General features: G+C 69.2%; 13 protein-coding genes and 2 pseudogenes. 12 read left to right on the top strand and 3 right to left on the bottom strand.

Features of this window, described 5'->3' with window-relative positions; translation table 11 throughout:
* The first annotated feature begins 9 nt into the window (after positions 1-9).
* From OG303_RS17010 to OG303_RS16980, 7 genes and pseudogenes are all read left to right on the top strand, one after another.
* On the top strand, positions 10-1020 hold the full coding sequence (locus OG303_RS17010) for an ABC transporter permease (protein WP_405869230.1): 1011 nt from the start codon (positions 10-12) through the stop codon (positions 1018-1020).
* Positions 1017-2099, top strand: coding sequence for an ABC transporter ATP-binding protein (locus OG303_RS17005; protein WP_405869229.1), 1083 nt, complete (start codon positions 1017-1019; stop codon positions 2097-2099). Before OG303_RS17010 ends, OG303_RS17005 begins: the two co-directional genes overlap by 4 nt.
* Positions 2100-2113: 14 nt before the next feature.
* Entirely contained in the window at positions 2114-3397 is a 1284-nt protein-coding gene (locus OG303_RS17000) for an ABC transporter ATP-binding protein (RefSeq protein ID WP_405869228.1), read from the top strand.
* Between the two features lie 97 nt (positions 3398-3494).
* Positions 3495-4940, top strand: coding sequence for a M1 family metallopeptidase (locus OG303_RS16995; protein WP_405869227.1), 1446 nt, complete (start codon positions 3495-3497; stop codon positions 4938-4940).
* Between the two features lie 18 nt (positions 4941-4958).
* Positions 4959-5138 (top strand): annotated as a pseudogene (locus tag OG303_RS16990) (trimeric intracellular cation channel family protein); the annotation flags it as partial.
* Positions 5139-5415: 277 nt separating this feature from the next.
* Complete coding sequence (locus tag OG303_RS16985) at positions 5416-6627, top strand: RNA-guided endonuclease InsQ/TnpB family protein (RefSeq protein ID WP_405869226.1); 1212 nt, start codon at positions 5416-5418, stop codon at positions 6625-6627.
* A 36-nt stretch (positions 6628-6663) separates the two neighbouring features.
* Positions 6664-7108, top strand: a pseudogene (locus OG303_RS16980) (trimeric intracellular cation channel family protein); the annotation flags it as partial.
* Here OG303_RS16980 and OG303_RS16975 read toward each other — a convergent pair.
* Complete coding sequence (locus OG303_RS16975; RefSeq protein ID WP_405869225.1) at positions 7017-8240, bottom strand: alpha/beta hydrolase; 1224 nt, start codon at positions 8238-8240, stop codon at positions 7017-7019. The pseudogene OG303_RS16980 and the gene OG303_RS16975 sit on opposite strands and share 92 nt — an antisense overlap.
* Positions 8241-8405: 165 nt before the next feature.
* Here OG303_RS16975 and OG303_RS16970 point away from each other — a divergent pair, with 165 nt between their 5' ends.
* The gene (locus OG303_RS16970; RefSeq protein ID WP_405869224.1) at positions 8406-9266 is read left to right on the top strand and encodes a thioesterase family protein; all 861 of its coding nucleotides are present in this window, start codon (positions 8406-8408) and stop codon (positions 9264-9266) included.
* Here the strand turns inward: OG303_RS16970 and OG303_RS16965 are convergent.
* Positions 9253-9843 carry a TIGR03086 family metal-binding protein gene (locus OG303_RS16965; protein WP_405869223.1) on the bottom strand — a complete coding sequence of 197 codons (591 nt, stop codon included), beginning with the start codon at positions 9841-9843 and terminating at the stop codon, positions 9253-9255. The genes OG303_RS16970 and OG303_RS16965 overlap by 14 nt on opposite strands.
* Positions 9844-9948: 105 nt before the next feature.
* Here OG303_RS16965 and OG303_RS16960 point away from each other — a divergent pair, with 105 nt between their 5' ends.
* Both OG303_RS16960 and OG303_RS16955 read left to right on the top strand, forming a co-directional pair.
* Positions 9949-10926: a helix-turn-helix transcriptional regulator gene (locus OG303_RS16960; RefSeq protein WP_405869222.1), complete on the top strand. Its 978-nt coding sequence runs from the start codon at positions 9949-9951 to the stop codon at positions 10924-10926.
* A gap of 141 nt (positions 10927-11067) precedes the next feature.
* Positions 11068-11484: a hypothetical protein gene (locus OG303_RS16955; RefSeq protein WP_405869221.1), complete on the top strand. Its 417-nt coding sequence runs from the start codon at positions 11068-11070 to the stop codon at positions 11482-11484.
* A 101-nt stretch (positions 11485-11585) separates the two neighbouring features.
* Here OG303_RS16955 and OG303_RS16950 read toward each other — a convergent pair whose 3' ends face one another.
* Positions 11586-12212 carry a TetR family transcriptional regulator gene (locus OG303_RS16950; RefSeq protein ID WP_405869220.1) on the bottom strand — a complete coding sequence of 209 codons (627 nt, stop codon included), beginning with the start codon at positions 12210-12212 and terminating at the stop codon, positions 11586-11588.
* 142 nt (positions 12213-12354) lie between these two features.
* On the opposite strand from OG303_RS16950, the gene OG303_RS16945 reads away from it, so the two are divergent.
* Together OG303_RS16945 and OG303_RS16940 are read left to right on the top strand one after the other, a co-directional pair.
* Entirely contained in the window at positions 12355-12522 is a 168-nt protein-coding gene (locus OG303_RS16945) for a hypothetical protein (protein WP_405869219.1), read from the top strand.
* A gap of 40 nt (positions 12523-12562) precedes the next feature.
* Complete coding sequence (locus tag OG303_RS16940; protein ID WP_405869218.1) at positions 12563-12835, top strand: DUF4190 domain-containing protein; 273 nt, start codon at positions 12563-12565, stop codon at positions 12833-12835.
* The last annotated feature ends 66 nt before the right edge of the window (positions 12836-12901 follow it).

Below are 12901 nucleotides of genomic sequence, written 5' to 3'. Positions count from 1 at the left end.
CGCACAGCTGTGGCTGCGTACATCATCCGACGCGTCTTGGGCGCATTGGTACTGCTGCTGGTAGTCAGCGCAGTCACCTTCGCCATCTTCTTCCTGGTCCCGCGCCTCGGCGGCCAGACGGCCACCCAGCTGGCCACCCAGTACGTCGGCAAGGACGCCAACCCCGAGTCCATTGCCGCGATCAAGAAGAACCTGGGTTTCGACCAGCCCCTCTACATCCAGTACTGGGACTACCTCAAGGGCCTGTTCGTGGGTGCCGACTACAAGTTCGGCCCCGACGCGACCCACTGTGACGCCCCGTGCTTCGGGTACTCCTTCAAGAGTCACGTCGAGGTGTGGCCGCAGCTCACGCAGCGCATCCCGATCTCGTTCTCGCTGGCCGTCGGTGCCGCGGTGATCTGGGTGATCTTCGGTGTGACCACCGGTGTCATCTCGGCACTGCGCAAGGGCAAGCCGGTGGACCGCATCTCGATGTTCATCGCGCTCGCCGGCGTCTCGCTGCCGATCTTCTTCACCGGCCAGGTGATGAACGCGCTGTTCGTCTACCAGTGGCCCATCTGGGAGAGCACCGACTACGTGCCGTTCACCCAGAACCCGGCCGACTGGGCCTGGCATCTGATGCTGCCCTGGATCAGCCTCGCGTTCCTCTTCTCCGCCCTCTACGCCCGGCTCACCCGGGCGGGCATGCTGGAGACCATGGGTGAGGACTACATCCGGACGGCGCGCGCCAAGGGCCTGAAGGAGCGGACGGTCGTGACGAAGCACGGTCTGCGGGCTGCGCTGACCCCGATCGTCACCATCTTCGGCATGGACTTCGGCACCCTGATCGGTACCGCGGTGCTCACCGAGACCGTCTTCTCCCTGCAGGGCATCGGCGCGTACTCCATCCAGGCCATCAAGGACAACGACCTGCCGATCGTCATGGGCGTGACGCTGGTCGCCGCGTTCTTCATCGTCTTCTGCAATCTCATCGTCGACCTGGTGTACGCAGCCATCGACCCCCGCGTGAGGTACTCGTGAGCAAGCTCGAAAAGGCGGCGCTCGGCGAACCGGCCACCGTCGCCCCCACCGACGCCGACGACGCGTTCCTCTCCGTTCGCGATCTGCGCATCCACTTCAACACCGATGACGGTCTGGTCAAGTCGGTGGACGGCGTCAGCTTCGACGTCCGCCGCGGTCAGACCCTCGGTATCGTCGGCGAGTCCGGTTCGGGCAAGTCCGTCACCTCGCTCGGGGTGATGGGCCTGCACCGTCAGGCGAACGCCCGGGTCTCCGGCGAGGTGTGGCTGGACGGCCAGGAACTGATCACCGCCGACCCGGACGACGTACGGCGGCTGCGCGGCCGGAAGATGGCCATGATCTTCCAGGACCCGCTGTCGGCGATGCACCCGTTCTACAGCGTCGGCCAGCAGATCATCGAGGCCTACCGGGTCCACCACAACGTGAACAAGAAGGTGGCCCGGCAGCGGGCCATCGAGATGCTGGACCGCGTGGGCATCCCGGAGCCGAACCAGCGTGTGGACAGTTACCCGCACGAGTTCTCCGGCGGTATGCGCCAGCGCGCGATGATCGCCATGTCGCTGGTGAACAACCCCGAGTTGCTCATCGCGGACGAGCCGACCACCGCCCTGGACGTCACCGTGCAGGCGCAGATCCTCGACCTGATCCGGGATCTGCAGAAGGAGTTCGGCTCCGCGGTCATCATGATCACGCACGACCTCGGTGTGGTCGCCGAGATGGCCGACGACCTGCTGGTCATGTACGGCGGCCGCTGCATCGAGCGCGGTCCGGCCGAGTCGGTGTTCTCCGAGCCCCGCCACCCCTACACCTGGGGCCTGCTCGGCTCGATGCCCCGGCTCGACCGTGAGGAGACCGAGCGGCTCATCCCGATCCAGGGCTCCCCGCCCTCGCTGATCAACATCCCGGACGGCTGCGCCTTCAACCCGCGCTGCCCGTACGCCGACATTCCGAAGGACAACGTCACCCGCACGGTCCGGCCCGAGCTGGCCGAGGTCGGCACCCGGCACTGGGCCGCCTGCCACATGAGCCAGGAGCAGCGGGAGCGTATCTGGACCGAAGAGATTGCGCCGAAGCTGTGAGCGAGGACAAAGCAGTGACCATCCCTGCGCAGAGCGACGGTGCCACCCTCTCCAAGGACGCCGCCCACGGCGAGACCCTGCTGAGGGTGACCGGGCTCCAGAAGCACTTCCCGATCCGCAAGGGGCTGCTCCAGCGGCAGACCGGTGCGGTGCGTGCCGTCGACGGCATCGACTTCGAGGTCCGCAAGGGCGAGACCCTCGGTGTCGTGGGCGAGTCCGGCTGCGGCAAGTCGACCATGGGCCGGCTGATCACCCGACTGCTCGAACCGACCGCCGGCAAGGTCGAGTTCGACGGCAGGGACATCACGCACCTCGGTGTGGGCCAGATGCGCCCCATGCGCCGTGACGTGCAGATGATCTTCCAGGACCCGTACTCCTCGCTGAACCCGCGGCACACGATCGGCACGATCGTCGGCGCTCCGTTCCGGCTGCAGGGCGTCCAGCCCGAGGGCGGGGTGAAGAAGGAGGTCCAGCGGCTGCTGTCGGTGGTCGGCCTCAACCCCGAGCACTACAACCGCTATCCGCACGAGTTCTCCGGCGGTCAGCGCCAGCGCATCGGTATCGCCCGCGCGCTCGCCCTCAACCCCAAGCTGGTCGTGGCGGACGAGCCGGTCTCCGCGCTGGACGTGTCGATCCAGGCCCAGGTCGTCAACCTGCTCGACGACCTCCAGCAGGAGCTGGACCTGACGTACGTGATCATCGCGCACGACCTGTCGGTCGTCCGGCACGTCTCGGACCGGATCGCGGTGATGTATCTCGGCAAGATCGTCGAACTGGCCGACCGCGAGTCGCTGTACAGGGCGCCGATGCACCCGTACACCAAGGCGCTCATGTCGGCGGTGCCGATCCCGGACCCGAAGCGCAAGAACGTCAAGAGCGAGCGCATCCTGCTCAAGGGCGACGTGCCCTCGCCGATCTCCCCGCCCAGCGGCTGCCGCTTCCACACCCGGTGCTGGAAGGCGACGGAGATCTGCAAGACGACCGAGCCGCCGCTCCTGGAGCTGAAGCCCGGCCAGCAGGTCGCCTGCCACCACCCGGAGAACTTCGAGGACCAGGCCCCGCAGGACACGGTGCTGCTGACCGTGGCCAAGGAGGCGGCCGAGCTGATCTCGGACGAGGTGCTGGCGGAGTCGGCGGAGACGTCGGCAGCGCTGGCGGCGGCGGTGGTCGGCACCGGTACCGCCGATGTCGCGGAGACCACCGATGCCGCTGAGGCCGCGGAGACCACCGAGTCCTCGGAGACCACCGATGCGGCTGTGACCCCGGAGGGCGAGGGCCAGGAGTCAACCGACAAGTAACGCATGACAAGTTGGCAAAGTCATGCACATGACCGAACGGGAGAGTTCATCGTCGTCCGTGTCCGACTTATCGGCACACGCTCGAAAGGGACGACACATGAGACTCTCCCGTTCGACACGCTTAGGAGCCGCCCGCCCGTCTCCCACCACCACCCTCAAACGACGCGCTTCGCGCGGGAGCTTAGTTTTCACCGCGGCGGCTTCTTTCATGGTCATCGCGGCCTCCTCAGCCCCCACTCCGGGCGCCGATGGCATAGGTGACAGCTACTTCCCGAACCTCGGCAACGGCGGCTTCGACGCCCGCCACTACGCCCTCGACGTGGCGTACAACCCGGACACCGACCGCCTCGACGGCCGTACGACCCTCACGGCCCGCGCCACCCAGACCCTGTCCTCCTTCGATCTGGACCTGCAGAAGCTGGAGGTCACCAGAGTCGAAGTGAACGGCAGACGCGCCCAGTTCACGCGCGACGGCGACGAACTGCGCATCACCCCGCGCGACTTCCTGCGCAAGGGTCACGACTTCACGGTCACCGTCACCTACGGCGGTGTCCCCGAACCCCTCAGCGGCCCGATCGTCTTCGGCTCCGACTACGGGTGGATGAAGACCGCCGACGGCGTCTTCGTCGCCTGCGAACCCAACGCCGCCTCCACCTGGTTCCCGTCCAGCGACCACCCCTCAGACAAGGCCACCTACGACATCCGGATCAAGGCGCCCAAGGGCCTGACCGGCGTCTCCAACGGCCGGCTGGTCTCGACGTACGACAAGGGCGACTCGACGTACGCCCACTGGCGCGAGAGCAAGCCGATGGCGACCTATCTCGCGACCGCGACCATCGGCAAGTTCGACGTGAAGACCGGCAGGACCCCCTCCGGCATCCCGATCTACGTCGCCATCGACCCCGTCCTCGCCAACAGCAACAGTGTCGACGTGTACGCCGTGACCGCCGCGGCCACCGACTACTGGTCGCAGGTCTTCGGGCCGTACCCCTTCGAGGAGACCGGCGCGATCGTCGACGACATGCCGGAGGCGGGGTTCTCGCTGGAGGTGCAGAGCAAGCCCGCCTACTCGGCCGTGCGCAACGAGACGACGATCGTGCACGAGCTGGCCCACCAGTGGTTCGGCGACTCGGTGTCGGTCGCGCACTGGAAGGACATCTGGCTCAACGAGGGCTTCGCCACCTACGCCCAGTGGCTGTGGGCCGAGCACCAGGGCACCCGCAGCGCCCACGACTCGTTCCTGGCCGCCTACAACGCCCGCCCCGCCGACAACGCCTTCTGGCAGACCGTCGTCGGCGACCCGCAGCGCGACACCATGTTCGCCTCCGCGGTCTACCAGCGCGGCGCGATGACCCTCCAGGCGCTGCGCGAACGCATCGGCGACAAGGCGTTCTTCAAGCTGCTGCCGACCTGGACGAGGATCCACCGCTACGGCAACGCGAACACCGGGCAGTTCATCCGGCTCGCCGAGAAGATCTCCGGACAGAACCTCGACGACCTGTTCCTGAAGTGGATCTACACCACGGGCAAACCGGTCCTGTAAGGCCCGTACGGACCCTCCTCCGTCCGGCACACGCTCGACCACGTCGGCATCTTGGTGTTCGCCATCTCCGGTGCGCTGCTGGCCGTCCGCAAGAACTTCGACGTCTTCGGCATCGCCGTGCCCGCCGAGGTCACCGTGCTGGGCGGAGGGCTGCTGAGGGACCTGATCATCGGGGCCGTGGCCCCGGCCGCCTTCACCTGCTTCTTGCGGGGATGCCCCAGCGTTCATGCCGGGAGGAACCGCATCCGTGCGTTGTGGCGGGGGCGTCGCCGCACCCGGTTCAGGGCGCGGAGCGCCCGTACGGCTGTCCGGCACCGGAACGACGCGAACGTGCGTTCCCGTGATCACCGGTTGGGGTGGCGGCTGCGCGATCGGGGCACGCGCGTGCGGCCGTCGTACGTACGGTCCTCTCGGAGGGGCCGGGATGCCACGGCATCCCCGGCCGGGAACCGTTGGAGGGGGTGCCCTGGTGCACGTGAGTGCGGCCGCGGAGGTCGGGTACGCCCGGTACACGTTCAGGCTTCGCGTGCCGTCCGCGGCACGCACCGCCCTGGCGGCGGAGTGGGGCAGGTGCCGGTGGATCTGGAACGAGTGTGTCGCCAGGTCCAAGGCCGTGTACGTACACAACAAGGCCGCCGGGGAGAAGCAGACGTGCGGTCCTGCGCAGCTCGACAAGATGCTGACCGAAGCCCGCAGGACGATTCCGTGGCTGCGGGCGGGCTCATCGGTTCCTCAGCAGCAGATCATCCGCGACTTCGGCAAGTCCCGCGCGAAGGCGCAGAAGGACATCAGGGAACGCCTGCCGCAGAAGCAGCGGGCCGGGATGCCGACGTGGAAGACCAGGCGTGAGGCGCTGCCCACCCTCAACTACACAAAGCACGGGTTCCGCCTGAAGAGCGGCCGGTTGCACCTGGCTGGGGGCATCGTCCTGACGGTGGTGTGGTCGCGGAAGCTGCGCGCCGAGCCGTCGTCGGTGCGCGTGTACCAGGACAGTCTCGGGCACTGGTACTGCTCGTTCGTCGTCCCCGTGACCGTCGAGCCCCTGCCGGAAACCGGCCGCGTGATCGGTGTCGACTGGGGTGTGCGGGAGACCGCGACCACCACCTCCGGCGCCCACGACCTCCCCCACGCCCAGCACGGCGGGAAGGCGAAGCAGAAGCTGACCCGGTACGACCGGATGATGGCCCGCCGCAAACCGGCGAAGGGCCAGGCTGCTTCGAACGGCTACCGCGAGGCGAAGAAGCTGCGGGCGAAGGCGCACAAGAAGATCGCCAGGCAACGCGAGGACACCGGCCGCAAGTGGGCCAAGAAGGTCGTGCGCGACCACGACGCCCTCGCGGTGGAGGACTTCCGGCCGAAGTTCCTCGCCAAGACCACGATGGGCCGCAAGGCCGCTGACGCCGCCATTGGTGCCACCAAACAGGCCCTGATCAAGATGGGCCGCAAGCACGGGCGGGACGTCCGCCTCGTCCACCCCGCGCACACCACGATGGACTGCGCGCACTGCGATGCGAGAACCAAGCATCGCCTGCCGCTGGGTGAGCGCACCTACACCTGCTCCACGTGCGGAGTCTCCTCCCCGAGAGACAAGAACTCCGCCCGGGTGATGCTCGTCCGGGCTGGTCTCAACCCGGCTGGTGCTGATGGCGGAAGACCTCCTGGAGCGCTGCTCCAGGAGGCAGCCTGAGCCAGGAATCCCCCTCGTTACGAGCGAGGGGGAGGATTCAAGGACCTGGGCTACTTCCCGCCCGCTCCTCGTCCCCTTCCTCCATCCGCACGTGGAGCGCATCCAGGCCGGCGTGAACGTCTTCGACGCGGCCGGCCTCGGCCTGTTCTGCGTCGCCGGGACGACGAAGGCGTACGAGTACGGGCTCGGCCTCGCCCAGTCGGCGACTCTCGGCCTGGCCACCGCGGTCGGCGGCGGCGTGCTCAGGGACGTCCTCGCCAACGAGGTGCCCTCGCTGCTGCGCTGGGACCGCGACCTGTACGCGGTCCCGGCGATGGTCGGCGCCACCATGGTCGTCCTGTGCATCCGCTTCGACGCCCTGACCCCGTTCACCAGCGGGCTCGCGGTCGTCACCGCCTTCGTCCTGCGGCTGCTCGCGATGAAGTTCCACTGGCGAGCGCCGCGTGCGTGGAACCGGCGCTCGACGGTACGAGAGGAGTAGAGCGCCGGGTCCGTACGTGGTGCTGGCCCATCTCCACCGAGAGCCAGCGGAACGAGGGGACCACCTGCGGCCGCCACAGCGCCATGGTGTGCCCGCCCGCGCTCTTCGGGATGAAGACGACGTGCACGGTCGTCGGTGCCTTCGCGGTCTGCGCGAGGGCGATGCCGGCCTCGTAGCCGTCGTGCGGCTGGCCGGAGACGTACAGCGCGATCCGGGGCGGGGTGAGCGCCTTCTTCAGCAGAAGGTAAGGATTGTTCTCGGCCCTCAGCGTCAGGTTCTGCGCGGCGAGCGAATTGCGTTCGCCGATCGGGTCGTTGTAGCCGGACATGCTGACCGCCGCCATGTAGCGGCCCGGGTGCGCCACGGCCAGTTTCACCGCGCAGTGCGCGCCGGCCGAGTACCCGGCGACCGCCCAGCCCTTGGGCGCAGGCTGCGCCCGGAAGTTGTCCATGACCATCTTCGGTACGTCTATGCTCAGCCAGCTGTCGGCGTTGACCTGGCCCGGGATGTTCGCGCAGCCCGTGTCCACCCCGGCCAGCAGGTTGGTGCGCGGGGCGACCAGGATGAACGGCGCGACCTGGCCGTTGCGCATCAGCGGGGCCAGCTGCCGGGTCGCGTGCAGGGAGCCGAACCACGCCCTGGCCGAGCCCGGGTAGCCCGGCAGCAACTCGACCACCGGGAACCTGTGGTGGCGGTAGCGCGGTTCGTTGTACTGGGGCGGCAGCCAGACGTAGACCTCGGCGTTCACGCCGGAGACGCGGCCCTTGAGCTGCGTCTCGCGCACATCGCGCATCCCCGGCCCGTTCGCCGCGGTGAAGCTCTGCCTGACCTTCGGCAACCGCTTCAGCGCTATGCCGCCGGTGCCGTCCGCACCGAGGTTGGCCGCCTGCTGCACATGATTTCCCGTGCCGAGCAGGTCGGCCCAGTTGTCGTACAGGCTGTTGGAGTTGTTGACGAGTACGAAGACCAGCGCGACCGCCGTCCCCTGGGCGAACAGCAGCATCAGCATCCGGGCCGCGCCGCGCAGGGCCCTGGGCCCGCGGATCCGTGACCACAGGAAGAGCGGCAGGGCCAGGGCGACCGTGGCCAGCACGATCAGGGTGTAGAGGAACGGAGTCCCGGTGAGGCTCATGTCCCCATAGAGGGGGAGAGGGGGTCCTGGGTTTCGGACGAGTGCGGACACTTACCAAGAAATTGCCGGAACCTCACCCGGGAGGAGGGGAGTGTGCAGACAGGTGTCACGCTGCCGTAACGCTGAAAGCTACCGCTTAGTAGTTTCTCGTTGTACCGTTCAGGCATGTCAGAAGCAGCTTCCGCGCAGGCCGTCCGGGCCACCATCGGCGACAGCGAGTTCGACCGGGACACCGCGCTCACCCCGCGCGCACCCGGCGTGTACGACATCGACCTGTCCGCCGGCTGGACCATCATCAACGCCGTCAACGGCGGTTACCTGCTGGCCGTCCTGGGCCGCGCGCTCGCGGACGCCCTGCCGCACTCCGACCCGTTCACGATCTCGGCGCACTACCTCACCGCGTCCCAGCCGGGCCCGGCGGTCGTCCGCACCGAAACCGTCCGCACCGGCCGGACCCTGTCGAGCGGCCAGGCCTCGCTCTTCCAGTACGACGAGCAGGGCCGCGAGGTGGAACGCATCCGCGTCCTCGCCTCCTACGGCGACCTGGACGCGCTGCCCGACGACGTCCGTACGACCGCGAAGCCGCCCGCGTTCCCGCCCATGGACCAGTGCTTCGGTCCCCAGGACGGCCCCGCGCCCCTCTCCGGCAGCTCCGCGATCACCGACCGCCTGATGATCAAGCTCGACCCCGCCACCCTCGGCTGGGCGGTCGGCGCACCGTCCGGCAAGGGCGAGATGCGGGCGTGGTTCGGCCTCGCCGACGGCCGTGACGCCGACCCCCTCTCCCTCCTGCTGGCGGTGGACGCGCTCCCGCCCACCGCCTTCGAGATCGGCCTCTCCGGCTGGGTCCCCACGGTCGAGCTGACGGTCCACGTCCGCTCCCGCCCGGCCCCCGGCCCGCTGCGCGTCTCGATCACCACCCGCAACCTCGCCGGCGGCTTCCTGGAGGAGGACGCCGAGGTCTGGGACAGCGCGGACCGCCTGGTCGCCCAGTCCCGCCAGCTCGCCCGGGTCAGGCTCGGCTGATCGGCTCCCGCCCGAGCCAGGCCGCCAACTGCCGGTAGACGTCCGCCCCTTCGGGCGCCGGCCGGGCGGAGGCGAAGGGGAAGTCCTCGCCCTCGCGGTCCGGCTCCGGCAGCACCTGCCTGGCCGTGGCGAGCGCGAACTCGGCCAGTTCCGGGTCGAGTTCGAGGGGGTGGCCGAGTGCGTCGGACAAGTCCCAGGTGTGGGTGACCAGTTCCATCACGTACCCCGCCAGGGCGGCCCGTCCCGGCACCTCGCCCCAGGGCACCCGCACCGGCGCCGTCATCCGCTCGTCGCTCGCCCAGGCCCGCAGCACCCGCTCCCGCATCTCCTCGTACGTGGTCGGCCAGGCGTCGTCGGCCACTCCGTCCACGAAGGCGCGCACCTTGCCGCCGTCGCCCTCCTCGCCCACCACCGCGATGCGCAGGGAGCCGCCGACGATGTGACCGAGCAGATCGCGTACGTCGAACTCGGTACAGGGCGTCGGACCGTCCAGCTGCTCCGGCGTGACCGTCTTGATCAGCGCGGCGGTCTGCTCGGTGGCGCGGGAGTACACGGGGCGGGGGTCGATGGGGTCCATGACGGGCCTCTCTGTTCGGGTTTCGTCGCCCAGAGGTTCCCCCGGATAACCTGACAGTATCCGTCAACATTTGCCGTGGACTTCGCGCGGCGGGATTCTGGTGCCGTGAAGTCCGACCGCCTGCTCTCGATCCTGCTGCTCCTGCAGACCCGCGGCCGCGTGCCCGCGCACGAACTCGCCGACCGGCTCGAGGTGTCCGTGCGCACCATCTACCGCGACATCGAGGCCCTTTCGGCCTCCGGCGTCCCCGTCTACGCCGAGCGCGGGCGGCACGGCGGCATCGAGCTGCTCGCCGGATTCCGTACGGACGTCACGGGGTTGACCGCCGACGAGTCCCGGGCGCTGTTCATCCTGGCCGCACAGGGCGCGCACGCCGCGCTCGGCCTGGACGCGGCACTCGGCTCGGCGCTGCGCAAGGTGATGGCCGCACTGCCGGCGCCGTACCGCCCGGCCGCCGAGGTGACCAGCCGCCGGATCCTGGTCGACGCCACGCGCTGGAAGGGCGGCCCGCAGCCCGCCGTCGACCTGGAAACCCTGCAGGACGCCGTCTTCGCGGACCGGCGGCTGCGGTTGCGGTACCGGCACAGCGGGGACCAGGAGGCGCGGACGTACACCGTCGATCCGTACGGGCTCGTGTCGAAGGCGGGTGTCTGGTACCTGGTCGCCGACCGCCGTGCGAAGCCGCAGCTCTTCCGCGTCGACCGGGTGCAGTCCGCCACCGTCCTCGAAGAGGCGGTGAAGCGGCGGACGGGCGTCGAACTCGCCGACGTCTGGGAGGTGTTGCGCCGTCAGGTGGAGGAACGCCCCGGCGGACTCGACGTCACCGTCCGCGTCCGGCGCGACCGCCTCGACATGTTCCTGCGCCTGAACGCCTCGCAGCTGGCCGAACTCCCCGACGACGACGGCGAGAGCGAGTGGGTGACCGCGCGACTGTCCTACGGATTCGTCCGCGAGGTCCGCCAACTGCTCGCGTTCTCCGACCGGGTTGAGGTCCTCTCGCCGCCCGAGGTGCGCGCGGAGCTGGCCGCCGCGGCCGCTTCTGTCACGGAGTTGTACCAGCGAGTAGGCCAGGACGGTTGGTGAAGTAGCAGGTCAGCGCGCTCTCTTGGGATCCGCTTTACCTGAACCACAGGCCGGGGACAGGGCACCCCCAAGGAAGCCCTAAGCGCCGTTGATTGAGTGCCCGCCTCAAGGCCTCACTCATCTTTCTTGGAGTTGTTTCTCATGAAGCGTGTGCGTCTCATCCCCGCGGTGGCGCTGCTGGCGCTCTCGCCTCTGGCCCTGGCGGCCTGTGGCTCCGGCGACTCGTCGTCGTCCTCGAACAGTGGCAACTCCGGTCAGCAGCAGGCCTGTCAGGCGCCGAGCGGCAACCCCTCGGGCATGCCGACCGGCAACGCCTCGGGCCGCCCGAGTGGCGCTCCGTCCGGCGCCCCCACCGGCAACGCGACCGCGAAGCCGTCCGGTGCCCCCTCGGGTGCGCCCAGTGGTGCGCCCAGCGCGGGTGCCGCGGCCGGCGGCGGCCAGGGTGGTCCCGGCGGGCAGGGCGGCCAGGGCGGCGGCTGCGGCGGCGGCCAGGGCGGTGCCGGCGGGAACGGTGCCGCACCCAGCGGTGCCCCCACCGCGCAGGCCACGAAGAACTGACCTCGCACGACGTACGACGCCGTACGACAGGGGCGGCACTCCCGGTGAACGGGGGTGCCGCCCCTGTGTGTTGCCCGGCGTGCGGGCCCGGTCGCGCCCGCTCAGCCCAGCCAGTGATGCCGCCCGATGCTGATGAGCCGCATCTGCCGGCTCGCGACCTGCGCGACGTGCTCGCGCTCCTCGTCCGAACCCTCCAGCGCCTCCAGGAACAGCGACGCGGTGATCAGCATCTGGTCCACGTACAGATGGGCCAGCATGAGCAGGTCGTCGTCGCTCCAGCCCGCGGACTCGGGGTCCTTGGCCAGCTCGTCCTTCACCTCCTCGGCGAACCGGGCCAGTTGGTCCCGGATCGCCTCCCGCACCGGCTGGACCCCGCCATGGCGCTCGCGAGCGATGAAACGGATGTGGGCGGGGTGCGCGTCCACGTGGCCGGCGATCAACTCGATGGCGCGCCCTATCCGTTGCGCACTGTCGTCGGCCGCGGACACCGTCGTCCGGATCATCGGGTGCAGGCTGCCCAGCGCCTCCTCGACCAGGGCCACGCCGAGATCCGCCGTCGAGCGGAAGTGGCGGTAGAAGGCGGTCGGGGCGACTCCGACGGCGCGTGTGACCTCGCGCAGGCCCAGACTGCTCAGGCTCTGCTCCTCCAGCAGACCCAACGCCGCGTCGAGAAGCGCCTGTCGGGTCTTCTGTTTCTGGACCTGCCGGATGCCGAGGGTGTGACTCATGTCATCCAGTTAACAACTGTTCTCTGGAATTGAAAAGTCCTCAGACGCGCTAGACTTCTGAGTCAGTGAACAAGTGTTACTACAACCGTTCACCGAAACTTAACGAGAGGCGTCCCCCGGGCGTCTCGGAGGGGTTCATCCCATGCTGTTCCTCGTCGCCGCACTCCTGCTGTTCGGCGCGGTGCTGGGCACCGTGGCCCACGCGCCGTTCACCTTCACCCTCGTCGCGGCTCTCGTCATCGCCGCCTGGCTCGGCATCTTCGCGCTCCGCGAGCGCCACGGCCGCAGGCAGAGCACGTCCACCAGCTGACCACCCGTCCGTACGACCGAAACTCTGGAGCTGACCCGTCATGCAACTCACCGCACCGGCCACCACCACCCGCAGCACCGGTACCCGCGACGCCGACGGCATGGCCGTGGCGTCCTTCATCCTCGGCCTCCTGGGCCTCCTCGTTCTGAACATCTTCCTCGGCCCCATCGCGATCGCCCTGGCCGGCGCCGCTCTGTGGCGGGGCACCGCGCGCCGCGGCCGTGCCTTCCTGGGACTGGGCCTGGGCGTCGCCGACCTGCTCGTCCTGCTGGCGTTCATGCAGGTGGACAGCACTGTGTCGTGGAGCTTCTAGGAGTCACCTCCGCCGTGGCGGCAAGCGGCTTGGGACGAGCCGCGGCACCGCCGGCCCGAGGTGCGG

It is taken from the genome of Streptomyces sp. NBC_00005, assembly GCF_045160215.1.
Lineage (GTDB): Bacteria > Actinomycetota > Actinomycetes > Streptomycetales > Streptomycetaceae > Streptomyces.
Note: the sequence above shows the minus strand (reverse complement) of the source record. Positions and strands in the feature narration are given on the sequence as shown.

Excerpts from the sequence above, each read along its gene's own strand:
- OG303_RS16975 (WP_405869225.1), bottom strand. The coding sequence starts at position 8,240 with ATGAGCCTCACCGGGACTCCGTTCCTCTACACCCTGATCGTGCTGGCC.
- OG303_RS16995 (WP_405869227.1), top strand. The coding sequence starts at position 3,495 with ATGAGACTCTCCCGTTCGACACGCTTAGGAGCCGCCCGCCCGTCTCCC.
- OG303_RS16970 (WP_405869224.1), top strand. The coding sequence starts at position 8,406 with ATGTCAGAAGCAGCTTCCGCGCAGGCCGTCCGGGCCACCATCGGCGAC.
- OG303_RS16950 (WP_405869220.1), bottom strand. The coding sequence starts at position 12,212 with ATGAGTCACACCCTCGGCATCCGGCAGGTCCAGAAACAGAAGACCCGA.
- OG303_RS16940 (WP_405869218.1), top strand. The coding sequence starts at position 12,563 with ATGCAACTCACCGCACCGGCCACCACCACCCGCAGCACCGGTACCCGC.
- OG303_RS16965 (WP_405869223.1), bottom strand. The coding sequence starts at position 9,843 with ATGGACCCCATCGACCCCCGCCCCGTGTACTCCCGCGCCACCGAGCAG.
- OG303_RS16945 (WP_405869219.1), top strand. The coding sequence starts at position 12,355 with ATGCTGTTCCTCGTCGCCGCACTCCTGCTGTTCGGCGCGGTGCTGGGC.
- OG303_RS16955 (WP_405869221.1), top strand. The coding sequence starts at position 11,068 with ATGAAGCGTGTGCGTCTCATCCCCGCGGTGGCGCTGCTGGCGCTCTCG.